The organism is Agromyces selenitireducens, assembly GCF_052748465.2.
Genome location: NZ_CM188259.1, coordinates 2,106,676 through 2,132,972, shown reverse-complemented (window position 1 = coordinate 2,132,972; position 26,297 = coordinate 2,106,676). Strand labels below are relative to the sequence as shown.

Annotated in this window: 25 protein-coding genes; 10 read left to right on the top strand and 15 right to left on the bottom strand. The window is 71.0% G+C overall.

Features of this window, described 5'->3' with window-relative positions; genetic code table 11:
- Positions 1–56: 56 nt before the first annotated feature.
- Together secG and ACULK4_RS09925 are read left to right on the top strand one after the other, a co-directional pair.
- Complete coding sequence (secG, locus tag ACULK4_RS09930; RefSeq protein WP_445964266.1) at positions 57–308, top strand: preprotein translocase subunit SecG; 252 nt, start codon at positions 57–59, stop codon at positions 306–308.
- An 11-nt stretch (positions 309–319) separates the two neighbouring features.
- Complete coding sequence (locus ACULK4_RS09925) at positions 320–685, top strand: RNA polymerase-binding protein RbpA (protein ID WP_445964265.1); 366 nt, start codon at positions 320–322, stop codon at positions 683–685.
- Positions 686–775: 90 nt separating this feature from the next.
- Here ACULK4_RS09925 and pgl read toward each other — a convergent pair whose 3' ends face one another.
- From pgl to tkt, 6 genes are read right to left on the bottom strand one after another with little or no spacing between them, the layout of a single operon-like run.
- Positions 776–1,543, bottom strand: a complete 768-nt coding sequence (gene pgl / locus ACULK4_RS09920) for a 6-phosphogluconolactonase (protein ID WP_445964264.1) — start codon at positions 1,541–1,543, stop codon at positions 776–778.
- Positions 1,540–2,511: a glucose-6-phosphate dehydrogenase assembly protein OpcA gene (locus tag ACULK4_RS09915; protein ID WP_445964263.1), complete on the bottom strand. Its 972-nt coding sequence runs from the start codon at positions 2,509–2,511 to the stop codon at positions 1,540–1,542. The genes pgl and ACULK4_RS09915 overlap by 4 nt, the downstream gene beginning before the upstream one ends.
- Entirely contained in the window at positions 2,508–4,049 is a 1,542-nt protein-coding gene (gene zwf / locus ACULK4_RS09910) for a glucose-6-phosphate dehydrogenase (RefSeq protein WP_445964262.1), read from the bottom strand. Before zwf ends, ACULK4_RS09915 begins: the two co-directional genes overlap by 4 nt.
- Before the next feature lie 14 nt (positions 4,050–4,063).
- Positions 4,064–5,668, bottom strand: a complete 1,605-nt coding sequence (locus ACULK4_RS09905; protein WP_445964261.1) for a glucose-6-phosphate isomerase — start codon at positions 5,666–5,668, stop codon at positions 4,064–4,066.
- Entirely contained in the window at positions 5,665–6,774 is a 1,110-nt protein-coding gene (gene tal, locus ACULK4_RS09900; protein WP_445964260.1) for a transaldolase, read from the bottom strand. Before tal ends, ACULK4_RS09905 begins: the two co-directional genes overlap by 4 nt.
- 23 nt (positions 6,775–6,797) lie before the next feature.
- Positions 6,798–8,894, bottom strand: a complete 2,097-nt coding sequence (gene tkt, locus ACULK4_RS09895) for a transketolase (protein WP_445964259.1) — start codon at positions 8,892–8,894, stop codon at positions 6,798–6,800.
- Between the two features lie 332 nt (positions 8,895–9,226).
- Here tkt and ACULK4_RS09890 point away from each other — a divergent pair, with 332 nt between their 5' ends.
- Positions 9,227–10,150 carry a heme o synthase gene (locus tag ACULK4_RS09890; protein WP_445964258.1) on the top strand — a complete coding sequence of 308 codons (924 nt, stop codon included), beginning with the start codon at positions 9,227–9,229 and terminating at the stop codon, positions 10,148–10,150.
- A gap of 1 nt (position 10,151) precedes the next feature.
- On the opposite strand, the gene ACULK4_RS09885 is transcribed toward ACULK4_RS09890, so the two are convergent.
- Positions 10,152–11,090, bottom strand: coding sequence for a COX15/CtaA family protein (locus ACULK4_RS09885; RefSeq protein WP_445964257.1), 939 nt, complete (start codon positions 11,088–11,090; stop codon positions 10,152–10,154).
- Positions 11,091–11,337: 247 nt separating this feature from the next.
- Here ACULK4_RS09885 and sufB point away from each other — a divergent pair, with 247 nt between their 5' ends.
- The 6 genes from sufB (at position 11,338) to ACULK4_RS09855 (ending at position 16,352) form a co-directional block, all read left to right on the top strand.
- Positions 11,338–12,756, top strand: a complete 1,419-nt coding sequence (gene sufB, locus ACULK4_RS09880) for a Fe-S cluster assembly protein SufB (protein WP_445964256.1) — start codon at positions 11,338–11,340, stop codon at positions 12,754–12,756.
- A gap of 29 nt (positions 12,757–12,785) precedes the next feature.
- The gene (gene sufD, locus ACULK4_RS09875; RefSeq protein WP_445964255.1) at positions 12,786–13,940 is read left to right on the top strand and encodes a Fe-S cluster assembly protein SufD; all 1,155 of its coding nucleotides are present in this window, start codon (positions 12,786–12,788) and stop codon (positions 13,938–13,940) included.
- Between the two features lies 1 nt (position 13,941).
- Positions 13,942–14,268 carry a non-heme iron oxygenase ferredoxin subunit gene (locus ACULK4_RS09870; protein ID WP_445964254.1) on the top strand — a complete coding sequence of 109 codons (327 nt, stop codon included), beginning with the start codon at positions 13,942–13,944 and terminating at the stop codon, positions 14,266–14,268.
- Positions 14,269–14,332: 64 nt separating this feature from the next.
- Positions 14,333–15,100: a Fe-S cluster assembly ATPase SufC gene (sufC, locus tag ACULK4_RS09865; RefSeq protein ID WP_445964253.1), complete on the top strand. Its 768-nt coding sequence runs from the start codon at positions 14,333–14,335 to the stop codon at positions 15,098–15,100.
- Positions 15,101–15,119: 19 nt separating this feature from the next.
- Positions 15,120–15,449: a metal-sulfur cluster assembly factor gene (locus tag ACULK4_RS09860; RefSeq protein ID WP_445964252.1), complete on the top strand. Its 330-nt coding sequence runs from the start codon at positions 15,120–15,122 to the stop codon at positions 15,447–15,449.
- Positions 15,450–15,527: 78 nt separating this feature from the next.
- Positions 15,528–16,352, top strand: coding sequence for a class I SAM-dependent methyltransferase (locus ACULK4_RS09855; protein ID WP_445964251.1), 825 nt, complete (start codon positions 15,528–15,530; stop codon positions 16,350–16,352).
- Between the two features lie 41 nt (positions 16,353–16,393).
- Here the strand turns inward: ACULK4_RS09855 and ACULK4_RS09850 are convergent, their stop codons facing one another.
- The 8 genes from ACULK4_RS09850 to ACULK4_RS09815 form a co-directional block, all read right to left on the bottom strand.
- Positions 16,394–16,627 (bottom strand): hypothetical protein, encoded by a 234-nt coding sequence (locus ACULK4_RS09850; RefSeq protein WP_445964250.1) that lies wholly within the window; start codon positions 16,625–16,627, stop codon positions 16,394–16,396.
- Entirely contained in the window at positions 16,627–17,073 is a 447-nt protein-coding gene (locus ACULK4_RS09845) for a GNAT family N-acetyltransferase (protein WP_445964249.1), read from the bottom strand. Before ACULK4_RS09845 ends, ACULK4_RS09850 begins: the two co-directional genes overlap by 1 nt.
- Positions 17,070–19,664, bottom strand: coding sequence for a valine--tRNA ligase (gene valS / locus ACULK4_RS09840; RefSeq protein WP_445964248.1), 2,595 nt, complete (start codon positions 19,662–19,664; stop codon positions 17,070–17,072). The genes ACULK4_RS09845 and valS overlap by 4 nt, the downstream gene beginning before the upstream one ends.
- Positions 19,665–19,803: 139 nt before the next feature.
- A complete protein-coding gene (locus ACULK4_RS09835; protein ID WP_445964247.1) occupies positions 19,804–20,391 on the bottom strand; it encodes a hypothetical protein in 588 nt (195 codons plus the stop codon).
- 72 nt (positions 20,392–20,463) lie between these two features.
- Entirely contained in the window at positions 20,464–22,155 is a 1,692-nt protein-coding gene (locus ACULK4_RS09830; protein WP_445964246.1) for a dipeptide ABC transporter ATP-binding protein, read from the bottom strand.
- Positions 22,152–23,027, bottom strand: coding sequence for an ABC transporter permease (locus ACULK4_RS09825; RefSeq protein WP_445964245.1), 876 nt, complete (start codon positions 23,025–23,027; stop codon positions 22,152–22,154). Before ACULK4_RS09825 ends, ACULK4_RS09830 begins: the two co-directional genes overlap by 4 nt.
- Positions 23,024–24,004 (bottom strand): ABC transporter permease, encoded by a 981-nt coding sequence (locus ACULK4_RS09820; protein ID WP_445964244.1) that lies wholly within the window; start codon positions 24,002–24,004, stop codon positions 23,024–23,026. Before ACULK4_RS09820 ends, ACULK4_RS09825 begins: the two co-directional genes overlap by 4 nt.
- On the bottom strand, positions 23,982–25,643 hold the full coding sequence (locus tag ACULK4_RS09815) for an ABC transporter substrate-binding protein (protein ID WP_445964243.1): 1,662 nt from the start codon (positions 25,641–25,643) through the stop codon (positions 23,982–23,984). The genes ACULK4_RS09820 and ACULK4_RS09815 overlap by 23 nt, the downstream gene beginning before the upstream one ends.
- A gap of 127 nt (positions 25,644–25,770) precedes the next feature.
- Between ACULK4_RS09815 and ACULK4_RS09810 the strand changes: the two genes are divergently transcribed.
- On the top strand, positions 25,771–26,172 hold the full coding sequence (locus tag ACULK4_RS09810; protein WP_445964242.1) for a GntR family transcriptional regulator: 402 nt from the start codon (positions 25,771–25,773) through the stop codon (positions 26,170–26,172).
- Positions 26,173–26,297 lie beyond the last annotated feature (125 nt).

Genomic DNA, 26,297 nt, shown 5'->3' with positions numbered 1-26,297 from the left:
GGCTATACTCGACTGGCGGCATTCGACACTTGGTCATGCCCCGGAAAGGTTTCACCGTGGAGATTCTCCAGGTCGTCCTGCAGGTGCTGCTCGGCCTCACGAGCATCCTGCTCACGCTCCTGATCCTGCTGCACAAGGGCCGCGGCGGCGGGCTGTCCGACATGTTCGGCGGCGGCGTCACGTCGAACCTCGGTGCGTCCGGGGTGGCGGAGCGCAACCTGAACCGCATCACGATCATCCTCGGGCTCGTCTGGATCACCTGCATCGTCGTGCTGGGGCTCATCACGAAGTTCGACGCCGGAATCTGACGGAGGTCACCGTGGCATCAGGAAACAGCGCGATCCGAGGTTCGCGAGTCGGCTCCGGCCCCATGGGCGAGCAGGACCGCGGCTTCCACGCCGACCGCGTCGCGGTCAGCTACTGGGACGCCCAGGGCAACGAGACGGTGCGGTACTTCGCGGCGAACCTGCCGGAGGAGGAGATCCCCGACGTCATCGACAGCCCCTCGACCGGCCTCCCGGCCGGCCGCGACAAGGACAACCCGCCGGCCGTCGCGAAGCTCGAGCCCTACAAGACGCACCTCGCCTACGTGAAGGAGCGGCGCACCGAGGAGGAGGCCGAGGCGCTCCTCGAGGAGGCGCTGCAGCAGCTGCGCCAGCGGCGCGGCACCCAGGCGAAGGACTGACGCTCGCACGCGCGTGGTCGCGCGTGACGATCCACGACGAAGGCCGCCCCGGAAATCCGGGGCGGCCTTCGTCGTGTGCGCGGGCAGTCGTCAGTACTCGCGCGCGATGAGCGCATCGGGGACTTCGGCTGCGGCATCCTGGTCGATGAAGAACACGGTGCGCCGCCGGCCCTTGATGCCCGCGACCGGCACCTCGTCACGGCTCGCGCCGGCCAGCGCGAGGCCCAGGGCCGACGCCTTGTCGGCGCCCGCCAGCACGAGCCAGACGCGCTGCGAGGCGTTGATGACCGGACGCGTCAGGCTGAGGCGCTCGGGCGGCGGCTTCGGCGACTCGCGGACCGCGATGACCGGACGGTCGACCACCTGGATGCCGGAGCGGTGCGGGAACAGCGATGCGACGTGCCCATCGGGACCGACGCCGAGGAACATGATGTCGAAGACGGGGTGCGGGTACCCGTTCGCCGAGAACCTCCCGAGTTCCGCCGCGTAGGCGTCGGCCGCCTCGTCGAGCGAGAGTCCGGAGTCCGACGCGGGGAAGGGGTGGACGTTCTCCGATGGCAGGTCGAGCGAGTCGAGGAGCGCCACACGCGACTGCCGATCGTTGCGATCCTCGTGGCCCTCGGGAACCCAGCGCTCGTCGCCCCACCAGAAGTGCACTCGGCCCCAGTCGATCGACTTGTGGGCGGGGGATTCCCGCACCGCCTCGAGTACGGCGGCGCCCATGCTCCCGCCCGTGAGCACCACGTGCACCACGTCCTGGTCGTCGAGGAGGTCCAGCACCTTCGTGATGAACCGGGCGGCGACCGCACCCGCGAGGGTGCCCTTGTCGGGGTGGAGCACGCGGCGCTCGTTCGTCATACGGTGACTCCTTCGTCGTCGGTGTCCCGGCCCGTGGCGATGAGCGACAGGCCGCTCGTGATCACCTCACCGTACAACTCATCCGGGTCGAGACGGCGAAGCTCGTCGGCAAGGCAGTCGCGGAGGCTGCGACGGGGGAGCGCCACGTCGTGCACGGGCTGGCCCGGCTGGCGGAGCGTGGCGACGCCCGGCAGGTCGCGGACCAGTTCGATCGTTCCGGTGTTCCGCACGAGGTGCACGCCGCGGATTCCGTGCGAACCGTGCTCGAGTCCGACGAGGGCGCAGTCGGTGCTCGCGCCGAGCTGCATGGACAGCCATGCCGCCAGCAGCGTCGTCGACGGCGAGTCGATCGACCCCGCGACGTGCACGGCGGTGACCGGCTCGTAGGGAGGCTGGTCGAGCACCGCCGCGAGCTGGGCTCGCCACAGGGTCAGCCTCGTCCAGGCGAAGTCGGCGTCGCCCGGTCGGTAGCTCTCGGCCAGCGCGTGCAGCGCTGCCTGCGGGTCGTGCTGCGTCGAGGCGTCGGTGATGCGTCGCTGGGCGATCCGACCGAGGGGCGCGTCCCCCGGCACCTCGGGAGCCGCGCCGGGCCACCACGTGACGACCGGGGCGTCCGGCAGGAGCAGGCCCATCACGAGGCTCTGCTCGTCCTGGGCCGCGTCGCCGCGGGCACGGAGGACGATCACCTCGCTCGCGCCCGCATCGCCGCCGACGCGGATCTCGGCGTCGAGCCGGCTCTCCTTGGCGGGGCCGTCCTCCTCGAGCTCCGTCGACACGACGATGACGCGCATCGGGTGCTCGCGCGAGGCGTCGTTGGCGGCCTCGATGGCCTCCTCCTCGCCGCCGTGCGTGGTGGCGATGACGAGCGTGAGCACGCGGCCGAGCGCGACGACCCCGCCCTCCTCGCGAATCTTCACGAGCGTCTTCGAGACCTGGCTGGTCGTGGTCTCGGGCAGTTCGACGATCATGGGCGCCTCCAGGTGCGTCCGTCGCGAGTGAGGAGTTCGTCTGCGGTCGACGGCCCCCATGAACCAGGCCGGTACTGCTCGGGCTGCCCCTGGGTAGCCCAGAACTCCTCGATCGGGTCGAGGATCTTCCACGACAGCTCGACTTCCTCCTGACGGGGGAAGAGGGGCGGGTCGCCGAGCAGCACGTCGAGGATGAGCCGCTCGTAGGCCTCGGGACTGGCCTCGGTGAAGGCGTGGCCGTACCCGAAGTCCATGGTGACGTCGCGCACCTGCATGCCTGCGCCCGGCACCTTGGATCCGAACCGGATGGTCACTCCCTCATCCGGCTGAACGCGGATGACGAGCGCGTTCTGGCCCAGCTGCGAGGTCTGGCTGTCGGCGAACACCTGCTGCGGGGCGCGCTTGAACACGACCGCGATCTCGGTCACCCGTCGGCCGAGCCGCTTTCCCGCACGGAGGTAGAACGGCACGCCGGCCCACCGGCGGGTGCCGATCAGCAGCTTCATGGCCGCATACGTCTCGGTGATCGACTCGGGGTTCATGCCCTCCTCGTCGAGGAAGCCGACGACCTTCTCGCCGCCCTGCCATCCGCCGGAGTACTGCCCCCGGGCCGTCGCGGTCGCGAGATCCCCGGGCAGGCGCACCGCGCGAAGGATCTTCTCCTTCTCCGCGCGCAGGTCGGCGGCGTCGAACGAGATCGGCTCCTCCATGGCGGTGAGCGCGAGGAGCTGGAGCAGGTGGTTCTGGATGACGTCGCGCGCCGCGCCGATACCGTCGTAGTAGCCGGCGCGGCCGCCCACGCCGATGTCCTCCGCCATGGTGATCTGCACGTGGTCGACGAAGTTGGCGTTCCAGATCGGCTCGTACAGCTGGTTGGCGAACCGCAGCGCGAGGATGTTCTGGACCGTCTCCTTGCCGAGGTAGTGATCGATGCGGAACACCGAGTCGGGCGGGAACACCGACGCGACCACGTCGTTCAGCTCGATCGCCGTCTTCAGGTCGGACCCGAACGGCTTCTCGATGACGACGCGGCGCCACTGGCCGTCACGCTGCTCCGTGAGCCCCGAGCGCTTGAGCTGCTCGGTCACCACGGGGAACGACTTCGGCGGGATGGAGAGGTAGAACGCGTGGTTGCCCATGGTGCCGCGTTCGCGGTCCAACTCCTCGACGGTGCGGCGCAGGCGCTCGAACGCCTCGTCGTCGTCGAAGGCGCCGGGCACGAAGCGGACGCCGCGGGCGAGCTGCTGCCACACGTCCTCGCGGAACTCGGTGCGCGCGTACTGCTTGACGGAATCGTGCACGACCTGCTCGAAGTCCTGGTCCTCCCAGTCGCGGCGGGCGAACCCGACCAGCGCGAAACCGGGGGGCAGGAGCCCGCGGTTCGCGAGGTCGTAGACCGCGGGCATGAGCTTCTTGCGCGACAGGTCGCCGGTGACGCCGAAGATGATGAGGCTCGACGGGCCGGCGATCCGGTTCAGGCGGTAGTCCTTCGGCGAACGCAGGGGGTTGTGCGTCGCCGTGATCTCGACCGGATGCATGTGCGTGCTCCCGGTCAGCCGATCGCGGCGCGCAACGCCTGGACGTCGCGGCTCGGATCGGCGAGCGTGAGCGTCAGGACGGGGCGCCCGTGCTCGGCGAGCACGGAGGCGTCGCCGGAGGCCTGCGCGGCGATCAGCTCGCCGAACGTGAAGGGCCGCTCGGGGATCGCGAGGTCCTCTGCGGGTCGCTGCAGGAGCTGCAGGAACACGCCGTGCGCCGGACCGCCCTTGTGGTACTGGCCGGTCGAATGGAGGAAGCGCGGGCCCCATCCGAAGGTGACGGGCCGGCCGCTGCGCGCCGCGAGGACGTCGCGGAGCTGCTCGACCTCGGGGTGCGCGACGCGGTCGACGTACGCCTGCACCGAGAGGTAGCCGTCGGCGGGCAGTTCCTCGAGCAGCACCTCGATCGCCGAGGCGAGGTCGCTGGCGGCGCCGATGACGTCGGGCGTGCCACGGACCTCGATGCCATCGGTGACGAACGCGGCCGGGGCCGGCTCGGGCCGTGCGTCGAGCAGGCCGCGCGCGGCGATCTTCGCCGACTCGACGTCGGGCTGGTCGAAGGGGTTGATCCCGAGGATGCGACCGGCCACCGCGGTGGCGTACTCCCAGACGAGCAGCTGCGCGCCGAGCGTGCCGGAGACTCGGATCTCGCCGTCCGTGCCGTCGACGAAGACGTCGGTGCCGGCGTCGTCGACGAGGCGCACGACCTGGACGTCGGATGCCACGTCGACCAGCTCGGGCGCGTCGGTGCCGAGCACGACCGGCAGGATGCCGGTGCCTCCCTTGCCGGTGGACTCGGCGATCAGCTGCTCGGCCCAGTCGGCGAACCCGACGATGTGCGTGCCGTCGGCGACGATCGCGAGCTTGTCGCGGCGCGGCTCGGTCGCGGCGATCGCGGCACCCAGGATGAGGCCGGGGTTCTCCTCCGCGTCGACGGCGAGCCCGAGTTCGATGGCCTGCGTCTCGGCGAGCAGTTCGTCGAGGTCGACGCCGGCGAGGCCGGAGGGCACGAGGCCGAACGCCGTGAGCGCGGAGTATCGCCCGCCGACGGTGGCATCCGCGTTGAAGACCCGGTAGCCGGCGGCGCGCGCCGACTCGTCGAGCGGCGAACCCGGGTCGGTCACGATGATGATCCGGGAGACGGGGTCGATGCCGGCGTCGCGGAACGCCTGCTCGTAGGCGCGGCGCACCGAGTCGGTCTCGACGGTCGAACCCGACTTCGACGACACGACGAGGGCGGACCGGCCGATCCGGTCCGCGAGCGCGGCGCGGACCTGGCCGGGCTCGGTCGAGTCCAGGACGGTCAGCTCGGCGCCTGCCGTGCGGGTGATGACCTCGGGAGCCAGCGACGATCCGCCCATGCCGGCGAGCACGATGTGGTCGACGCCCGTGGCGCGCAGTTCGTCGCGAAGCGAGGCGATCTCGGGCAGCAGGGGACGGGAGACGGCGACGGCCTGGGTCCAGCCGAGCCGCTTGGCCGACTCGGCCTCGGCGTCGGGGCCCCACAGGGATGCGTCGAGCGCGGTGATGCGCGAGGCCACGCGGTCGGCGACCAGCTGCGGGACCGCGCGGCGGACGGCGTCGGCGGCGGGGCCGCTGACGGAGATGCGGAAGCTCATCGTGCGGCCTCCAGCGCGGTGCGAACCGTGTCGAGCAGCTCGTGCCACGACACGACGAACTTGTCGACGCCCTCGCGCTCGAGCAGGTCGGTGACCTCGTCGTAGTCGACGCCGACGCCCGCGAGCGCGTCGAGCACGCGGCCGGCCTCGGCGAACGCGCCCGTGACCGTGTCGCCCTCGATCACGCCGTGGTCGAACGTCGCCTCGAGGGTCTTCTCGGGCATGGTGTTCACGACGCCGTGTGCGACGAGCTCGGTCACGTACAGGGTGTCGGGCAACGCCGGATCCTTCACGCCGGTCGACGCCCACAGCGGACGCTGGCGGTTGGCGCCGGCGTCGAGCAGCGCGATCGCACGATCGGTGGCGAACTGCTGCTGGTAGAGCTCGTAGGCCAGGCGCGCGTTCGCGACGCCCGCGCGGCCCTTCAGTGCGAGCGCCTCGGGCGTGCCGATGGAGTCCAGGCGCTTGTCGATCTCGCTGTCGACACGCGAGACGAAGAACGAGGCGACCGAGTGGATGGTGGACAGGTCGATGCCGGCGGCCTTCGCCTGCTCGAGGCCGGCGAGGTACGCGTCGATGACGTCGCGGTACCGGTCGAGGCTGAAGATGAGCGTCACGTTGACGCTGATTCCCGCGCCGATCGCCGCCGTGATCGCGGGCAGTCCGGCACGCGTGGCGGGGATCTTGATCATCACGTTGGGCCGGTCGACCTTCTCCCAGAGGCGGTGGGCCTCGGCGATGGTCGCGTCGGTCTCGTTCGCGAGATCGGGGGAGACCTCGATCGAGACGCGTCCGTCGTAGCCGTCGGTGCGGTCGTAGACGGGGCGGAACACGTCGGCGGCGTCGCGCACGTCGTCGGTCGTGGTCTCGAAGACCGCGCGGTCGACGTCGGCGCCGTCGGCGGCGAGTGCGTGGAGCTGGTCGCGGTACGCGTCGCCCTTGGCGAGCGCGCCGGCGAAGATCGTCGGGTTGGTGGTCACGCCGACGACGTCGCGTTCGGCGATGAGCCGCTCGAGGTCGCCCGACGCGATGCGCTCGCGCGAGAGGTCGTCGAGCCAGATGCTGACGCCGGCCTCCGAGAGGGCGGTGGTGGGGGAGGTGGTCATGGTGATGGTCTCCTTCTGCTCAGTCACGCGGACGCGAGCGATTCCTTCGCGGCGGCGACGACGGCCTCGGCCGTGATCCCGAACTCGCGGAACAGGGTCTTGTAGTCGGCGGACGCGCCGAAGTGCTCGATCGAGACGGCGCGGCCGCGCGTGCCGAGGTAGCGCTGCCAGGTCAGCGCCAGGCCCGCCTCGACCGAGACACGTGCGGTGACGGATGCCGGGAGCACCGACTCGCGGTACGCCTGGTCCTGCTCCTCGAACCACTCGAGGCTCGGTACCGACACGACGCGCGCCTGCACGCCGTCGGCGGCGAGCTGCTCGCGTGCGGCCAGCGCGACCTGCACTTCGGAGCCCGTGGCGAGGAGGATCACCTCGGGCTCGCCCGAGGCTGCCTCCGCGAGGACGTACGCTCCCTTGGCCGCGTTCGCGGCCGAGGCGAGCGTGTCACCGGATGCCGCGCCCTCGCCGCGTTCGAACACCGGGATGTTCTGGCGGGTGAGTGCGATGCCGGCGGGTCCGCCGCGCCGCTTGAGGATCTCGAGCCACGCGTACGCGGTCTCGTTGGCGTCCGCCGGGCGGACGACCGATAGGCCCGGGATGGCGCGCAGGGACGACAGTTGCTCGATGGGCTGGTGCGTGGGGCCGTCCTCGCCCAGGGCGACCGAGTCGTGCGTCCACACGTAGATCGACGGGATGCCCATGAGCGCCGCGAGGCGGACGGCCGGGCGCATGTAATCGCTGAAGATCAGGAACGTGCCGCCGAACGCGCGAGTCTTCCCGTGCAGGACGATGCCGTTCACGATCGCGGCCATGGCGTGCTCGCGGATGCCGAAGTGGAGCACGCGCCCGAACGCGTTGCCGCTGAACTCGTGCGTCGAGTGCTCGGCCGGGATGAACGACTCGGCGTCGTTGATCGTGGTGAGGTTGGACTCGGCGAGGTCTGCCGAACCGCCCCACAGCTCGGGGAGGCGCGCGGCGAGCGCGTTGATGACCTTGCCCGACGCGGCGCGCGTCGACACGTCCTTGCCGGGCTCGAACACGGGCAGCGCGTCCTCGAGTGCGCCGGGCAGCTCGCCGGCCTCGAGGCGGTCGAGCAGGGCCTTGCGCTCGGGGTTCGCGGCCGCCCACGCGTCGAACGCCTGCTGCCAGGTCTCCTTCGCCTCGGCGGCGCGATCGCGAGCGTTTCCGCGCGTGTGCTCGAGGATCTCGTCGGCGACGACGAAGGTCTGCTCGGGGTCGAAGCCGAGCACCTCCTTGGTCGCGGCGAGCTCGTCGGCGCCCAGGGCCGAGCCGTGGATCTTGCCGGTGTTCTGCTTGTTGGGTGCGGGCCAGCCGATGATCGTCTTGAGGATGATGATCGACGGCTTGCCGGTCTCGGCCTTCGCGGCGTCGAATGCGTCGTTCAGCTCGGAGACGTCTTCCACGTAGTCGCCGGACTTCTTCCAGTCGACCGTCTGCACGTGCCATCCGTACGCCTCGTAGCGCTTGGCGACGTCTTCGGTGAAGGCGATGTCGGTGTCGTCCTCGATCGAGATCTGGTTCGAGTCGTAGACCACGACCAGGTTGCCCAGCTGCTGGTGGCCGGCGAGGGACGAGGCCTCGGCCGTGACGCCCTCCTGCAGGTCGCCGTCGCTCGCGATCACGTACACGTGGTGGTCGAACGGGCTCTCGCCGGCCGCGGTCTCGGGGTCGAAGAGGCCGCGCTCGTAGCGGGCCGCGTAGGCGAAGCCCACGGCGGAGGCGAGGCCCTGCCCCAGCGGGCCGGTCGTGATCTCGACGCCGTCGGTGTGGCCGTACTCGGGGTGGCCGGGGGTCTTCGAGCCCCACGTGCGGAGCGCTTGCAGGTCGGCGAGCTCGAGGCCGTCGCCGGCGAGGTAGAGCTGCACGTACTGCGTGAGCGAGCTGTGGCCGGCCGACAGGATGAAGCGGTCTCGCCCCAGCCAGCCGTGGTCGGCCGGGTCGCGGCGCATGATCTTCTGGTAGAGGAGGTACGCGACGGGCGCGAGGCTCATCGCCGTGCCGGGGTGGCCGTTGCCGACCTTCTCCACGGCGTCGGCGGCGAGCATGCGCGCCGTGTCGACCGCGCGATCGTCGATGGGGTCCCAGTGCAGAGTTGCCACGGGTTGCTGTTCCTTCCGGTCGTGACGGCGTCGGGGAGCCTTCTCCATACGGCTCCCGGACCCGCCGGAAAATGCGACGGCGCGGTGGAGCCCGGTGACCGATCCGGTCATGCGTCAGGTGGAGTTGCACGGCGAATCCGCGCCCCGGGCGCGCTGACCTCAGTATATGGAGTCGCCCATGCTCTGTGACGGGGCTTGACGCGCACCCGCGGCCGCGGTGCCCGGCCGTCCCGGGGTCGCGAGACGGTCGGGACGGGCGTCGGCCATGGCCTAGAATCGAACGGAATGCGCACGCCTCCGCCCAGTCCGCGCGCGCCCGGAAGAGGAAGTTCATGCAGGCCGCACCGACCATTCCCGACGCTCGACCGGCGACGACGAACCTGCGACGCAAGGTCGCCGCGTACGTCGCCCTCACGAAGCCGAGGGTGATCGAGCTGCTGCTCGTGGTCACCGCGCCGACCATGATCCTCGCCGCGAACGGCCTTCCCGACCTGTGGCTCGTCATCGCCACGCTGATCGGCGGCGCGATGAGCGCCGGATCCGCGGGGGCGTTCAACTGCTACATCGACCGCGACATCGACCGAGTGATGAAGCGCACCAAGGGGCGGCCGCTCGTCACGGGCGAACTCACCGATCGTGAGGCGCTCGTCTTCGCATACGCCCTCGGCGCCGCATCCATCGTCTGGCTCTGGGCCTTCACGAACTGGCTCGCCGCCGCGCTGTCGCTCGCCGCGATCCTGCTCTACGTCGTGTTCTACAGCCTGATCCTCAAGCGACGCACGGCGCAGAACATCGTCTGGGGCGGCGTCGCGGGCTGCATGCCGGTGCTCATCGGCTGGGCCGCGGTGACGGGGAGCCTCGACTGGGCACCGTTCATCCTGTTCCTCATCATCTTCCTGTGGACCCCGCCGCACTACTGGCCGCTGTCGATGAAGTACAAGGACGACTACGCCGCCGCCGGGGTGCCCATGCTCGCGGTCGTCCGCGGCCGCGCGCAGGTCGGCCTCCAAGTGGTCCTCTACGCGTGGGCCACGGTCGCCGCATCGCTGCTCCTCGTGCCCGTCGCGGGCATGGGACTGCTCTACACGTCGGTGGCGCTCGTCACCGGCGGCTGGTTCGTCTACGAGACGCACCGCCTCTACGGCCTGGCGATCCGCGGCGAGGAGGTCTCGCCCATGCGGGTCTTCCACGGTTCGATCGTGTACCTGTCACTGCTGTTCCTCGCGGTCGGCATCGACCCGCTGCTGCCGTTCTGAGTCAGCGAGCGGATGCCGCGAGCGCGGCGTCCGACGCCGTGGCATCCGTCGTCGCCGGCCGCTTGAGTCGCAGTACGAACACCGTCATGGTGGCGGCGGTGAGCGCCGCCAGGACCATGTGGATGCCGACGAGCACCGGCGGCAGGCCGTTGCGCGCCTGGTAGAGGCCGACCGCGATCTGCACCAGTTCGATCGCCAGCAGCGCGATGCCCCAGCCGAGGGTCGGCAGGCGGAGGCGCCGGGCGGCGGCGACGAGTGCGACCGTCAGCAGGAGCAGGGCGTAGCCGGGCCACGCGTGCACGTGCTCGAGCAGCTCGGCGTTGTACCCGGTGCGGCCCGCGTCCGCGTCGCCCGAGTGCGGACCCGACGCGGTCGTGAGCACGCCGAAGACGATCGTCAGGCCGAGCACCGCCGTCGTGGCGTGGGCGAGCGCGGCGTACCAGCGGGGCACCGCGAGCTCGCGCGGACCCGGGACTGCGTCGAGCCGCACCAGGTAGGCGGCGGTCACGCACACGAGCAGCAGCGAGGCGACGTAGTGGAAGCCCACGATGAACGGGTTGAGCCCGGTCCACACCGTGATGCCTCCGACGACGGCCTGCGCGACGATGCCGAGGACGACGATGACCGCGAGGCGCCACAGGTCGCGGCGCTCGTGTCGCATTCGCCAGATCGAGAGCACGACCAGAAGCGCGACGATGCCGACGACGCCGGTCATCAGGCGGTTGCCGAACTCGATGATGCCGTGGATGCCCATCTCGGGCGTCGACACGAGCGAGTCCTCGGTGCACAGGGGCCACGTCGGGCATCCGAGCCCGGAGCCGGTGAGGCGCACGGCGCCCCCGGTCGCGATGATGATCGTCTGGGCGACGAAGGACAGCCACGCGGCCACCCGCACCCGGCGGTCGATGCGGTCGGGGAGCCACGCGGTGAAGCGGTTCACGCTCGTCGTTCCTGATCCGGGTCGCGGTGGGAGGCCGCTGGGAGTCGGACTTCCGGGACCTTCGACCCTATAGACTTGATTGGTTGGCAGGTCCGTGAGACGCGCGAGGGCGTGGGCGGACCCACAGCCATTGTAGGTACGCGACGAAGCCACCCGCACATCACCCCACGACTGCAGCGGCACCTCGACCGGGCGGCGGGGGTGGGCCGGACTGATATCCGGTACGTGGGAGGAGAAGAGGGAGAGCATGACGGACGTACTCATCGACCGCCCCGAGCTGGAGGGCCTCGGCACGTACGAGTTCGGCTGGTCCGACTCCGACGTGGCCGGCGCATCCGCCCGCCGCGGCCTGTCGCCCGAGGTGGTGGCCGACATCTCCAAGCTCAAGAACGAGCCCGAGTGGATGCTGCAGCGCCGCATGCGCGCGCTCCAGCTGTTCGACCGCAAGCCCATGCCGACCTGGGGCGCCGATCTCTCGGACATCGACTTCGAGAACATCAAGTACTTCGTCCGCTCCACCGAGAAGCAGGCCCAGACCTGGGAGGACCTCCCGGAGGACATCCGCAACACCTACGAGCGCCTCGGCATCCCCGAGGCGGAGCGGCAGCGCCTCGTCGCCGGCGTCGCCGCCCAGTACGAGTCCGAGGTCGTGTACCACCAGATCCGTGAAGACCTCGAGGAGCAGGGCGTCCTCTTCCTCGACACCGACACGGCGCTGAGGGAGCACCCCGAGATCTTCGAGGAGTACTTCGGCACCGTCATCCCCGCGGGCGACAACAAGTTCGCCGCGCTGAACACCGCGGTGTGGTCGGGCGGCTCGTTCGTGTACGTGCCCAAGGGCGTGCACGTCGAGATCCCGCTGCAGGCCTACTTCCGGATCAACACCGAGAACATGGGCCAGTTCGAGCGCACGCTGATCATCGCGGATGAAGACAGCTACGTGCACTACATCGAGGGCTGCACCGCCCCGATCTACAAGTCCGACTCGCTGCACTCCGCGGTCGTCGAGATCATCGTGAAGAAGAACGCGCGTGTGCGCTACACGACGATCCAGAACTGGTCGAACAACGTCTACAACCTCGTCACCAAGCGCGCGGTCGCCCACGAGGGCGCCACCATGGAGTGGGTCGACGGCAACATCGGTTCCAAGGTGACGATGAAGTACCCGTCGATCTTCCTCATGGGCGAGCACGCCAAGGGCGAGACCCTCTCGGTCGCCTTCGCGGGCCCGGGCCAGCACCAGGACGCCGGCGCGAAGATGATCCACATGGCGCCGTACACGCAGTCGTCGATCGTGTCGAAGTCCATCGCCCGCGGCGGCGGCCGTGCGGGCTACCGCGGCGAGGTGCGGGTCGACGCGAACGCGCACCACTCGGCCAACACCGTGCGCTGCGACGCGCTCCTGGTCGACACCATCTCCCGCTCCGACACGTACCCCGCGATCGACATCCGCGTCGACGACGTGCAGCTCGGCCACGAGGCCACGGTCTCGAAGGTGAGCGAGGAGCAGCTGTTCTACCTGATGTCCCGCGGCATGGCGGAGGACGAGGCCATGGCCATGATCGTGCGCGGCTTCATCGAGCCGATCGCGCGCGAGCTGCCCATGGAGTACGCGATGGAACTCAACAAGCTCATCGAGATGGGCATGGAAGGATCGGTCGGCTAGGAATGACCGTCGCAACGCAGAGCACCGCTATGCCCACAGCCGAGCAGCACGGCTTCCGACCCCACTCCGACGGCCCCGTCGTGCCCGTCCAGACCCGCTCCGAGCGGTTCCGGTCGACGGACGTCGCGGCGTTCGCCCCGGTCACCGGTCGCGAGCACGAGTGGAAGTACTCGCCCGTCGCCGCGTTCGCCGACCTCACCTCGGGCGAGCTCGACGGCTCGCGCCTCGAGGTGACGTCCACGGATGCCGCGGGCGTGGAGCTGTCGTGGATCCCGCGCGACGATCGGCGCATCGGCACGGCCGGGCTGCCCGAGGACCGCGCCGCGGCGAACGCCTGGTCGAGCTTCGACGAGGCGCTCCTCGTGTCGGTCACAGGCGAGGAGGCCAAGGCGGTCACCGTCTCGCGCTCCGACCTGGGCAGCAGCCCGCGCGCCGCGCACACCGTCATCGAGGCCGCCCCGAACAGCCGTGCGCTCGTCGTGCTCCGCGGCACGGGCGAGGCGCGCCTCGCCGAGAACGTGGAGATCATCGTCGGCGAGGGGGCGAACCTCACCGTCGTCTCGCTGCAGGAATGGGCCGACGACGCGGTGCACCTCGCGAGCCACTTCGCGCGCATCGCGCGCGACGCGAAGCTCAAGCACATCGTCGTCTCGCTCGGCGGCCGGGTCGTCCGGGTGAATCCCTCGACGCACCTCGCCGAACAGGGCGGCGACGTCGAGGCGCTCGGCCTGTACTTCTCCGACGCCGGCCAGCACCTCGAGCAGCAGGTGTTCGTGCACCACGACGCCCCGCACACGCGCTCGCGCGTGACCTACAAGGGCGCCCTGCAGGGCGATGGCGCGCGCAGCGTGTGGATCGGCGACGTGCTCATCGGCAACGCCGCGACCGGCACCGACAGCTACGAGCAGAACCGCAACCTCGTCCTCACCGACGGCACCCGCGCCGACTCCGTCCCGAACCTCGAGATCGAGACCGGCGACATCGAGGGCGCCGGCCACGCGTCGGCGACCGGCCGGTTCGACGACGAGCAGCTGTTCTACCTGCAGGCTCGCGGCATCACGGAGGACGAGGCGCGACGTCTCGTCGTCCGCGGCTTCCTCGCCGAGGTCGTGCAGCAGATCGGCGACGCCGAGCTCGAGGGGCGCCTGATGTCGGCGCTCGAGGCCGAATTGCAGGGGAGCTGACGTGGCATCCGTTCGCGTGTGCGGGGTCGACGACCTCGCCGTCAATGAGGCCCAGCGCTTCGTCGTCGAGGGCGTGCCGATCGCGGTCGTGAAGGACGCGGCCGGCGACATCTTCGCCATCGGCGACACCTGCACGCACGGCGACATCTCGCTCTCCGAGGGGTTCGTCGAGGATGACACGCTCGAATGCTGGGCGCACGGCTCGAAGTTCTCCCTCCTTACGGGCAAGCCGCTGACACTGCCGGCGTACGAGCCGGTGCCCGTCTACCAGGTCGACATCACCGACGGGGGCGTGTTCATCGACCCCGAGGTGAAGATCGCCGTCTGACCCCGACTTCCATCTGCTTCCGGCCCGCGCGGCCGACACGAACGAAAGAGACCACCGAATCACCATGTCTGTGCTCGAGATCAAGAACCTCCACGTCAACGTCGAGACCGACCAGGGGACCCGTGAGATCCTCCGCGGCGTCGACCTCACCATCCACGAGGGCGAGATCCACGCCATCATGGGGCCGAACGGCTCCGGCAAGTCCACGCTCGCGTACACGATCGCCGGCCACCCGAAGTACACCGTCGTCGAGGGCGAGATCCTCCTCGACGGCGAGAACGTGCTCGACATGACCGTCGACGAGCGCGCGCGTGCGGGCCTCTTCCTCGCGATGCAGTACCCCGTCGAGATCCCCGGCGTGACCGTCACCAACTTCCTCCGCACCGCCAAGACCGCGATCGACGGGCAGGCGCCGTCGATCCGCAGCTGGGTGAAGGACGTGCGCGAGTCGATGACCAACCTCCGCATGGACACCGCCTTCGCCGAGCGCAACGTCAACGAGGGCTTCTCCGGCGGCGAGAAGAAGCGCAACGAGATCCTCCAGCTCGAGCTGCTCAAGCCGCGGTTCGCGGTGCTCGACGAGACGGACTCGGGCCTCGACGTCGACGCGCTCAAGGTCGTCTCGGAGGGCGTGAACCGCGCCAAGGCGAACACCGGCCTCGGCATCATGCTCATCACGCACTACACGCGCATCCTCCGCTACATCAAGCCGGACTTCGTGCACGTCTTCGTGGCGGGCCGGATCGCCGAGCAGGGCGGACCGGAGCTCGCCGACCGCCTCGAGGACGAGGGCTACGACCGCTACAACGTCCCCGAGCCGGCCGCCCAGTAGGCGCCGGTAGAATCCCACCATGGTCACCTCACTCGCCCCCGAGCGTTTCGACGAGATCAGCGAGGCGCTGAAGGACGTCGTCGACCCGGAGCTCGGCGTCAACATCGTCGACCTCGGGCTGATCTACGACCTCAGCTGGGACGACGAGAACGACGCCCTCGTCATCCACATGACGCTCACGAGCGCCGGCTGCCCCCTCACCGACGTCATCGAGGAACAGACCGCCGAGTCGCTCGACGGCGTCGTGGAGCGGTTCCGCATCAACTGGGTGTGGATGCCGCCGTGGGGTCCCGAGCGGATCACCGACGACGGCCGCGACATGATGCGCGCGCTGGGCTTCGCGATCTGATTCCGACATCATCGACGGCCCGTCCCCACGTGGGGGCGGGCCGGTCGTCATGAGGTCGCACGCCGTAGGCTCGGTGGCATGGACGGAGCTTCCGGCGCCGGATCGCGCGATGCCTACACCCACGGCCACCATGAGAGCGTCCTCCGCGTGCACGAGTGGCGCACCGTCGCGAACTCGGCGGCGTACCTGGTCCCGCACCTCGCCGAGGGCATGCGCGTGCTCGACGTCGGCAGCGGCCCGGGCACCATCTCCATCGACCTGGCGCGACGCGTGCGTCCGGGGCAGGTGGTGGGCATCGACGCGGCCGACGACGTCGTCGAGCGTGCCAACGGACTCGCCGCGAGCGAGGGCGTCGGCAACGTCGAGTTCCGCGTCGGCGACGCGTACCGGCTCGACTTCGACGACGACTCGTTCGACGTCGTCCACGCGCACCAGGTGCTGCAGCACCTCGCGCGACCCGTCGAGGCGATGCGCGAGTTCCGGCGCGTGCTGAAGCCCGGCGGCGTGCTCGCAGCCCGGGACGTCGACTACGGCGGCGTCATCTGGAGTCCGGAATCGCCGGTACTCGAGCGCTGGCGATCCCTCAACGAAGCGATCTGCGCCTGGAACGGGGGAGAGGCGCACGCCGGTCGCATGCTGAAGCGCTGGGCACGCGAAGCCGGGTTCGCCGAGGTGCGTGCGTCGGGTTCGGTCTGGGTCTTCGAATCCGACCGCGACCGCGAGTGGTGGGGCGGCGCGTGGGCGGAGCGGGCGGTGCGGTCGCAGTTCGCCGCGCACGCGATCGAGTCGGGGCACTCCAGCCGTGCCGAACTGGATCGCATCGCGGAGGCCTGGCGTGGATGGGCGGCCGACTCCGATGCCTGGTTCCTCATGCCGCACGGGGAGATCATCGCGCGCGCCTGACGCGAGCGCGGAGCGGCCTCACCCGGTCGCGACGCGGGCGGTCACCAGTTCTCGTCGTCCGCCTCGGGCGAGTCGACGGCGGGCGCGTCGCCCATCGTCACGACCGTGCCGTCGTCGAGCTCGGCGATCGGGCGGCCCTCGAGCCAGGTGAGCGTCCAGTGGCGCCCCGCGCCGTCGGCGACGTGAGATTCGGCCGTCGCGATGAGCGGCCGCAGTCCGGCGGGCACCGACGCGGGCGGTTCCGCGCCGAACTCCCAGCGCGTGCCGAGGCGCATCAGAGTTCCATCTCGAAGGCGATGGCCGGGTTGCGGCGAGCGACCTCCTCCGACACCCGGATGCCGTCCGCGTCGCCGGGATCGGCCGACCAGCTGACGCGCGTGGCGTGGAGTTCGCCCGCCCGCTCGCGGACCGTCCCGAGCAACTGACGGGCCACGCCGTTGCCGCGATGCGCGTCGTCGACGTACAGGTCGTCGACGACGAGCCCGACGCTCGCGTCGATCGTGCGCGGCTCCGGGTGGTAGTGCACGAGGCCGACCGGCGCGCCGTCGCCGTCGACCGCCACGATGCCGCGGAGCGCGCTGCGCGGGTCCTGGATCCAGCTCCAGACGATGAGCGCCTTGGTGTCGTCGAGCGCGACGTCGCGCGCGCGGCAGTACGCGTCGAAGAGCGGCAGCCAGCCGAAGAAGTCGCCGTCGCGGATGTCGCGGATCGTCACGCTCATGCGCGTGCCTCCTCTACTGGGACGTCGAGCACGACCTCGCGCACCTCGAGTGCGTCGGCAGTGTCGAAGCGGAGCTCGGCGATCCGGCCGACGGCGCGCAGGTCGCCCTCGGCGAACGCGAGCAGGGTCGTGGCCGCCTCCGGCGCCGCGATGACCGCACTGGCGACTGGCGTCTTCTGCGAGGCTTTCGCGTCGGTCTTCGCACGACGGATGCCGGTGAGTGCGAGACTCGCGAGTTCGAGCAGCTCCACGCCGGCCTCACCGCGAGCGGCGAGATCCTCCACCGACGGCCAGGGCGCGACGTGGACCGAACCGTCGTTCGACCAGCTCCACGCCTCCTCCGCCGCGTAAGGGATGACGGGTGCGAAGAGGCGCAGCAGCACGCTCAGCGCGGTCTTCAGCGCGGCGACCGCCGACGCCTGCTCGGGGCTCGCCTCGCCGTACGCGCGCTCCTTGACGAGCTCGAGGTAGTCGTCGCAGAACGTCCAGAAGAACGTCTCCGACACCTCCAGGGCGCGGGCGTGGTCGTACGCCTCGAGCGCGCGCGTGGCCTGCTCGACGACCGTGGCGAGGCCCGCGAGCATGCTGCGGTCGACGGGCACGGTGACCGCGGCATCCGCTGCACCCTCGAAGCCGAGGATGAACTTGGCCGCGTTCAGCACCTTGATCGCGAGGCGGCGCCCGATCTTCACCTGCGTCGGGTTCTGCGGGTCGAAGGCGGCGTCGGTGCCGAGGCGCGACGATGCGGCCCAGTATCGGACCGCGTCGGCGCCGTGCTGCTCGAGGAGGCCCGACGGCGTGACGACGTTGCCCTTCGACTTCGACATCTTCTTGCGGTCGGGATCGACGATGAAGCCGGAGATCGCGGCATTGCTCCACGGCGACGCGCCGTGCTCGAGCTCGGCGCGGAGGGTCGTCGAGAACAGCCAGGTGCGGATGATGTCCTGGCCCTGCGGACGCAGCGAGTACGGGAAGACCAGGTCGAACAGTTCGGGATCGCGCTCCCAGCCGCCGGCCAGCTGCGGGGTGAGCGACGAGGTCGCCCACGTGTCCATCACGTCGTGCTCGCCGATGAACCCGCCGGGTTCGCCTCGCCTGGACTCGTCGTACCCGGGGGCCGCGGTCGAGGACGGGTCGACGGGCAGCATCTCGCGCGTGGCGACGATGGGCTCGTCGTACACGGGGTTGCCGTCGCCGTCGAGGGGGTACCAGACCGGGATCGGCACGCCGAAGAAGCGCTGGCGCGAGATGAGCCAGTCGCCGGAGAGCCCGCCGACCCAGTTCTCGTAGCGCACGCGCATGAAGTCCGGGTGCCAGTCGATCTCGCGACCGCGCTCGAGGAGCCGGCTCTTCAGGGCCTCGTCGCGCGCGCCGTTGACGATGTACCACTGGCGTGTCGAGACGATCTCGAGCGGGCGGTCGCCCTTCTCGAAGAACTTGACCGGGTGGGTGATCGCCTTCGGGTCGGCCAGCAGGTCGCCCGAGTCGCGCAGCAGCTCGACGACGGCCTGCTTCGCCGAGAACGCGGTCTTGCCGGCGAGCTTCGCATAGGCCTCGCGACCCGCCCCCGAGCTGATCGCGTCGGGCGCATCGGCGATCACGCGACCGTCGAAGCCGATGATCGCGCGGTTCGGGAGGTCGAGCTCGCGCCACCACACGACGTCGGTCACGTCGCCGAAGGTGCAGATCATGGCGATGCCGGTGCCCTTGTCCTTCTGGGCGAGGTGGTGCGCCACGACCGGGACCTCGACGCCGAACACCGGCGTCGTCACGGTCGTGCCGAACAGGGGCTGGTACCGCTCGTCGTCGGGGTGCGCGACGAGCGCCACGCATGCGGGGATCAGCTCGGGTCGGCTCGTCTCGATCTCGACATGCCCGCCGCCGGGCTTGTGGAACGCCACGCGATGGTAGTGACCGGGCTGCTCGCGGTCCTCGAGCTCGGCCTGCGCCACGGCGGTGCGGAACGTCACGTCCCACAGCGTCGGCGCGAGCGCCTGGTAGGCCTCACCGCGCTCGACGTTGCGGACGAAGGCGAGCTGCGAGGTGAACAGCGCCTCGTCGGCGATGGTGCGGTAGGTCTGCGTCCAGTCGACGGACAGGCCCAGCATGCGCCAGAGGGCCTCGAACTGCTGCTCGTCCTCGACCGTGAGCTGCTCGCACAGCTCGATGAAGTTGCGCCGGCTGATCGGCAGCTGGTCGGCGGCCTTCACGCTCTTGCCCTCGCCGCCGGCGAAGGGCGGCGTGAAGTCGCCGTCGTACGGCAGCGAGGGGTCGCAGCGCACGCCGTAGTAGTTCTGCACCCGACGCTCGGTGGGCAGGCCGTTGTCGTCCCAGCCCATCGGGTAGAACACGCGCCGACCGCGCATCCGCTGGAAGCGGGCCATGACGTCGGTGTGCGTGTACGAGAACACGTGGCCGATGTGGAGCGAGCCGGACGCCGTCGGCGGCGGGGTGTCGATCGAGTACATGGTCTCGCGGGTCGCGCCCTCGCGCTCGAACCGGTACGTGCCGTCGGCCTCCCACGCATCGCCCCACTTGGATTCGAGGCCCTCGAGTGCCGGCTTGTCGGGGATGCGCGCGCTGTCGGTCATGATGCTCCGGTTCGGTATGTGCGGCACCGAGTCCGTGATGAGGTGCCTGAGTATGCGACGTTCAAGACTACCGGACCGCGAGGCGCGCACCCCATCGGGCCCGCTCGACCCAGTTTCGGCGGCGCCGGCGCGCGCCCGGTCAGCCCCTGACGATGGTCACCGAGTTGTGCGTGACGCCCGTCGGTCCGCTGATCGTGACGGTGTAGACCTGGCTCTCCTCGGAGCACTGGAACGCGAGGTTCGCGTAGCCGGAGGCCGAGGTCGGCACCGCCTCGTAGGGCGCGGCCTGCGCGTCCGTGGTGCCGACGCCGATCCATGCCTCCGTCGCGCCCTCACTCGACCAGCTGAACACGAGGGGGACGGATGCGGCACCGCCCGAGCAGTCGGCGGTCGTCGGCTCGGCGCTGAACGACGTGAACACGGGTGCGGATGGCGGGGCGGGCTCCGTGGTGGCCTCGGGGCTCGTCTCGGCCGGGGGCGTGCTCGACGGCGATTCGCTCGGCGTCGGCGTGGCGGTCGTGTCCGCCGCGGGCGTCGCGGCCGGTCGCAGGATGAGGAGCGCGAGCAGCACCAGGACGGCGATGGCCAGCACGCCGATCGCGACCCACAGCCACGTCATCCGGCGGGTGCCGGGCGGTCGACCGGGATCCGCAGGATCGGGCGCCGTGCCGAGCCGCTCGGTCGCGGGCTCGTGCGGAACCGGTCGTGTCGCATCGTCCTGGCTCATCGCGCCTCCCGGGCTCGCCCCGATGCTACTGGCGCCCCGGTTCGCCGGGCAACGCCCGCGCCGGAGGGCCGGTCACGTCGTGAGCCGGGGTGCGTCGGCGACGAGTCGGACGGTGTACGGATGCCGCGGCGACGCGAACACGTCCTCGGCTCCGCCCGCCTCGACGATGCTGCCGGCGCGCATGACCGCGATCCGGTCGCTCATGTGCCGGACCACGCCGAGGTCGTGGGAGATGAAGAGCAGCGCCAGGCCGTCCCGACGCTGGAGGTCGTCGAGCAGGTCGAGGATCTGCGCCTGGATGGTCACGTCGAGCGCGGAGACCGGCTCATCGCAGACGAGCACCTCGGGCGCCGCCGCGAGCGCGCGCGCGATCGCGACGCGCTGGCGCTGCCCGCCCGAAAGCGTGAGCGGGCGGCGGGTGGCCAAGGAGGCCGCGAGCCCGACCTGGTCGAGCAGGTCGGCGATGCGTCGACCGCGATCGCGGCGTCCGGCGCCGGGCAGGGCGACGGCGACCGCGTCGTCGAGGATGCCGCGGATGCTCCAACGCGGGTCGAAGGAGCTCAGCGCGTCCTGGTAGACCGCTCCGATGCGCCGTCGCATCGGTCGTCGTTCCCGTTCGGGACGCCCCGACCAGCGCGCGCCGTGGAGCTCCACGCTGCCGGAGTCGGGCTCGGTCAGTGCGAGGGCGAGCCGCGCGACGGTCGTCTTCCCCGAACCGGATTCGCCGACGAGGCCGAGCGTCTCGCCGGCCCGCAGCTCGAGCGACACGTCGTCGACGGCGGCGAACCTGCCGCCCGGGACGGGGAAGGTCTTGGTCACGCGGTCGAGCCGGAGCACCGGCGCGGTGCCGTCGGCAGCGGTGCCCGGGCGCGCAGAGACCTCGGCGGGGGCCGGCAGCGTGTCAGGCGGCATCGGCTCGGGTCCGGCGAGACCGAGCCGTTCCCCTCGTGCCCGGTCCGTGGGCACTGCGGCGATGAGCGCCCGGGTGTACGCCTCGCGGGGCGAGCCCAGCACCTGCCCGGACGGTCCCTCCTCGACCACGTGGCCGCCGCGCATGACCAGGATCCGGTCGGCGAGCCGGCTGACGACCGCGAGGTCGTGGCTGATCAGCAACAGGCCGGTGCCGCGCGAGCGCACCTCGCCGAGGAGCGCGAGCACGCGGGCCTGGATGGTGACGTCGAGGGCTGTGGTCGGCTCGTCGGCGATGACGAGCGGCGGATCCAGGGCGAGGGCGGAGGCGATGAGTGCCCGCTGTCGCAGGCCTCCCGACAGCTCGCCTGAACGGCGGCCGGCCGCGAGCACCGGGTCCGGCATGCCCACGCGGTCGAGGAGCTCGAGCACGCGCGCGCGGCGATCGGCGGTCGGCATCCGTTCGTGGATGCGCAGGGGATCCTCGATCTCGCGGCCGACCGGGCGCAGCGGATCGAGGGAGACCAGCGCGTCCTGGAGGATCAGGCCGATGCTGCGCCCGCGCTCGGCGCGCCAGGCGCGTTCGTCGGCGTCGCCGAGCTCGCGGCCGAGCACCTCGAGCCGGTCGGAGGTCGTGCGGGCGCCCCGCCCGGCCAGCCCGAGGAGCGAGCGTGCGGTCACGCTCTTGCCGGAGCCGGACTCACCGACGATCGCGACGCACTCGCCGGGCATGATCCGGAGCGAGATCCCGTGGACGACCTCGTCCCGGCCGAACGCGACGCGAAGGCCGGCGACCTCGAGCAGCGGCGCGCGTGCGGTGCGGCTCGAGGTCGCGGCATCCGTTCGATCGGTCATCGCACCTCCCGGTGGCGGCGGGTGAGCGCGCGGCCGAGCACGGTCGTCGCGACGGTCGTGCCGACGATCATGAGCCCGGGGAACACGGTCATCCACCACGCGGTCGCGAGGTACGTGCGACCCGCGGCGAGCATGGCGCCCCACTCCGCGGCCGGCGGCTGCGCACCGAGCCCGAGGTAACTGAGCGCCGACGCCCACACGATCGCCTGGCCGACGCCGAGCGTGGCGAGCACGAACAACGGCACGAGCGCATTCGGGAGGACGTGCCGGGAGAGGATGCGGGCAGGGGAGTGGCCGAGCACGCGGGCGGACTCGACGTATGGCGCCGTGCGGATCGAGATGAGCTGGCCGCGGATGATGCGCGCGTAGCCGGGCGCGGTGGACAGCCCGACGGCGATCGTGGCCGTCACGGGCCCGGGCCCGTAGATCACGATGACGAGGAGCGCGAGCAGCAGGCCCGGGAATGCGAACAGCACCTCCACGAGCCGGCTGACGCCGAAGTCGACGGCGCGGCCGCCGAAGCTCGCGAGCACGCCGAGCACGAGGCCGAGCGCGAGGCCGATGAGGGTGGCGATCACGCCGATCGTGAGCGACGTGCTCGTACCCGCGACGACGCGGCTGTAGACGTCGCGGCCGGACTCGTCGGTGCCGAACCAGTGCGCCGCCGAAGGGGGCTGGAACGCCTCCGCGGCCGAGATCGCGTTCGGCGGCTGGGTCTGCACGAGCCACGGCGCGAACGACGCGATGACGAGGAAGAGCACGAACGCGAACGCGAGCAGCGTTCCGATGCGAGGCACTCGGGGTCGCCTGGGCGCCTCGTCGTGCTCGACCGCCGCCGTGACGGTGGCCTGCCGGAGTTCGAGCTCGCTCATCGTGCGCCCTCCTGCCGGAGGCGCGGGTCGGCGATCCGGGCCGCGAGGTCGGTGAGCACGGTCATGACGACGTAGACGAGCGCGACGAGCAGCACGACGCCGACGACGACCGGGATGTCGCGGAGCGTGACCGCCTGCAGGAGGGTGCGGCCGAGCCCGGGCATCGCGAAGATCGTCTCGACGACGACGGCGCCCGACAGCAGCCAGCCGAGGGCCCAGCCGGACAGGCTGATGCCGGGCAGCGCGGCGTGGCGAATGGTGTGCCGGAGTCGGACGCCCGCGGTGCTCTCGCCGCGCGCCCGCGCGGAGACCACGAACGGCTGCTGCAGCGCGTCGAGCAGGCTCTCGCGCATGACCTGCGCGAGGAAGCCGGCGAGCGGCACGGCGAGCGTCATGACGGGCAGCACGAGCCCGGCCGGGGTGCCCGTGGACACGGGCGGGAACCATCCGAGGCCCGTGCTGAAGACCGCGATGAGCACCGCCGCGAGCCAGAAGTGCGGCAGGGCGGCCGCGGTCAGCTCGATGCCCTCGCCGACGGCCGCTGCCGCACGACCGCGGCCGGTCGACCAGAGGGAGAGCCCCAGCGCCAGCACCCACGCCGAGGCGAGCGCGAGGACGGCGAGCAGCAGCGTTCCCCCGACTTGCGCGGCCAGCAGCTCTGCGACCGGCACCTTGAGCGCGTAGGACGTGCCGAGGTCGCCGGTGATCAGCCGGCCGAGCATGGCGAGGTACTGCACCACGAGCGGCTGGTCGAGCCCGTACTCCTGGCGGACGAGGTCGAGCGCCTCCTGCGACGCCTGCGAACCCGGCCCGCCGAGGATGGCCTGCGCCGGATCGCCCGGGATGAGGCGGATCGCGATGAAGGTCAGCGTCGCGACCGCCCACAGGACGAACACGGCGCCGCCGACGAGCACTGCGGCGTGACGCGCGGTGCTGCGGCGGCGCGGGCTCGGCTCAGCCGGCGAGCCAGGCGTCATGGAAGGTCGGGGTCGACACGGTCGGCATGGCGCGGGCGCCGCGAACCGACGGGTCGAGGAGGAAGCTGTTCTGCTGGTCGTAGAGCGGGAGGAGGTAGAACCCGCCGAGGATGCGCTGCTGCGCGCGCTCGTAGAGGTCGGCGCGCGCGTCGGCGTCGCTCGTCGCGGCGGCCTCGGTGAGCAGTGCGTCGACCTCGGGGTCGTCGAGCTGCGCGAGGTTCGCGAAGTAGCCGCTCGGAGCGGGCGTGATGCTGTCGGAGTGGTACAGGATCCGCAGCACGTCGGGCCCGACCTTGGTGTATGGCGCGCTCACGATCTCGTACTCGTTCGCGAACAGCCGGCCGTACCAGCTCGACAGGTCGAGCAGGTCGATGACGACATCGAAGCCGGCCTCCTCGGCGGTCGCCTGCACCTGGTCGAACAGCGACTGCTCGGCAGGGATCGACTGGTTCGTGCTCACCGGGAAGCGCAGGCTCAGGCGCCGGCCGTCCTTCAGGCGCGTGCCGTCGGCGTCGCGCTCGGTCCAGCCCGCCTCGTCGAGCAGTTCGTTCGCGCGCTCGAGGTCGGGCTCGAACAGCGTCTCGTCCGAGTAGGCGAGGGCCTCGGCGGACGACAGCGCCGAGTACGACCGCTCCGCGGTGCCGAAGAACAGCGCGTCGATGCCGTCGTCGACCTGGACTGCGCGGATGAACGCCTCGCGGACGCGCTCGTCGTCGAAGGGCGCCTGACCGGAGTTCAGCTCGATCCGGTTCGAGGCGCCCGGTCGCGGTGCGTCGAGCCAGGTGAACGCTCCGGACTCGGCGGCGGCGGCGATCGTGTCGGGCTGCGGGTTGTCGATGACGTCGACCTGGCCGCCCTGGAGCGCGGCGTAGCGGGAGGCGGCATCCGGGACGAAGCGCCATTCGATCGCCTCGAGGTACGCCGGCCCGTCGTGCTCGGCATCGGCGGGCGGCGACGAGTAGTCGTCGTTCCGGACCAGGGTCACACGGTCCTGCTTCACCCACTCGTCGACCACGAACGGGCCGGTGCCGATCGGCGCCTCGCAGTTCTCCTCCATGCCCCGCGCGATGCCGGCGGGGGACTGGATCGCGGTCCACGGCTGGCTGAGCGACTCGAGGAGGGCACTGTCGGGGCTCGTCAGCTCGAAGCGGGCGGTGAGGTCGTCGACGACCTCCACCTGCTCGACCTTGCCCATCGCGAGGTAGCCCGTGGACGACTGGGTCGCGGGGTCCTGCAGGTGCTCGACGTTCACCTTCACGGCCTCCGCGTCGAAGGGCGTGCCGTCCGTGAACGACACTCCTTCTCGGAGCGCGAACTCCCACGACAGGCCGTCCTCCGACGACTCCCATGACTCGGCGAGCCACGGGATGATCTCGCCGGACGAGTCGCGCGAGACGAGCGACTCGAGGAACTGCCCGGCGATGAGCGCCTGAGGGTAGTTGCCGCCGACGTGGGGGTCGAGGCACGTGGGCTCGGCGTCGCCGCTCGCGTAGACGAGCGTGCCGCCCTCGACCGGCTCGTCGGAGCCCTCCGGCTCGGCCGCCTGACAGGCGGTGAGCGCGAGCGCCGACGCGAGGCCGGCGGTGACGAGGGCGGAACGGCGGCCGAGGCGCCGAGTGGTCACGGGTGCAGCACGCATCGAGGTCCTTGCAGGAAGGGGAGAGTGGGATCGGGCCGCGTCGTGGGGGCCCGGATCATCCTGACACCGCGCGGATGGCGCCACAAGCAACTTGTTAGTATATGCATAGAACAAGTAGATTCATGAAGTGCTGATCCACATCGACCCGACCAGTGCGATCCCGCTGCACCGGCAGCTCGCGAGCGGCATCCGCGCCTCGATCGTCGACGGCCGCCTCGCGGGCGGCGAACGCCTTCCCGCGGCACGCGAGCTCGCGGCATCCGTCGGCGTCAACATGCACACGGTCCTCCGCGCCTACCGGACCCTCCGCGACGAGGGCCTCATCGAGCTGCATCGCGGCCGCGGCGCGGTCGTCGCTGTCCGGCTCGGCGGCCACGGCGCCCTCGCGGGCGCCATCCACGACCTCGTCGACGAGGCCAGGGCCCGCGACCTGCCCGAGCAGGCCCTCCTCGAGCTCATCGGCGAGGCGTACCGCTGGACCCCGGGCGGTCCCGCAACCGGCGTGCGACGCCCGCCGCCGACCCGGTAGTCTGGAAGGACCGACATCGATCCGGCCATCACCGGGGAGTCTTCGGAAGAACCGCCCGCAGCACCACCGCGAGCCCAGTAGAACCGAACGGGGCAGGCCCGTCACAGCCGCAGCAGAGAGGTCCG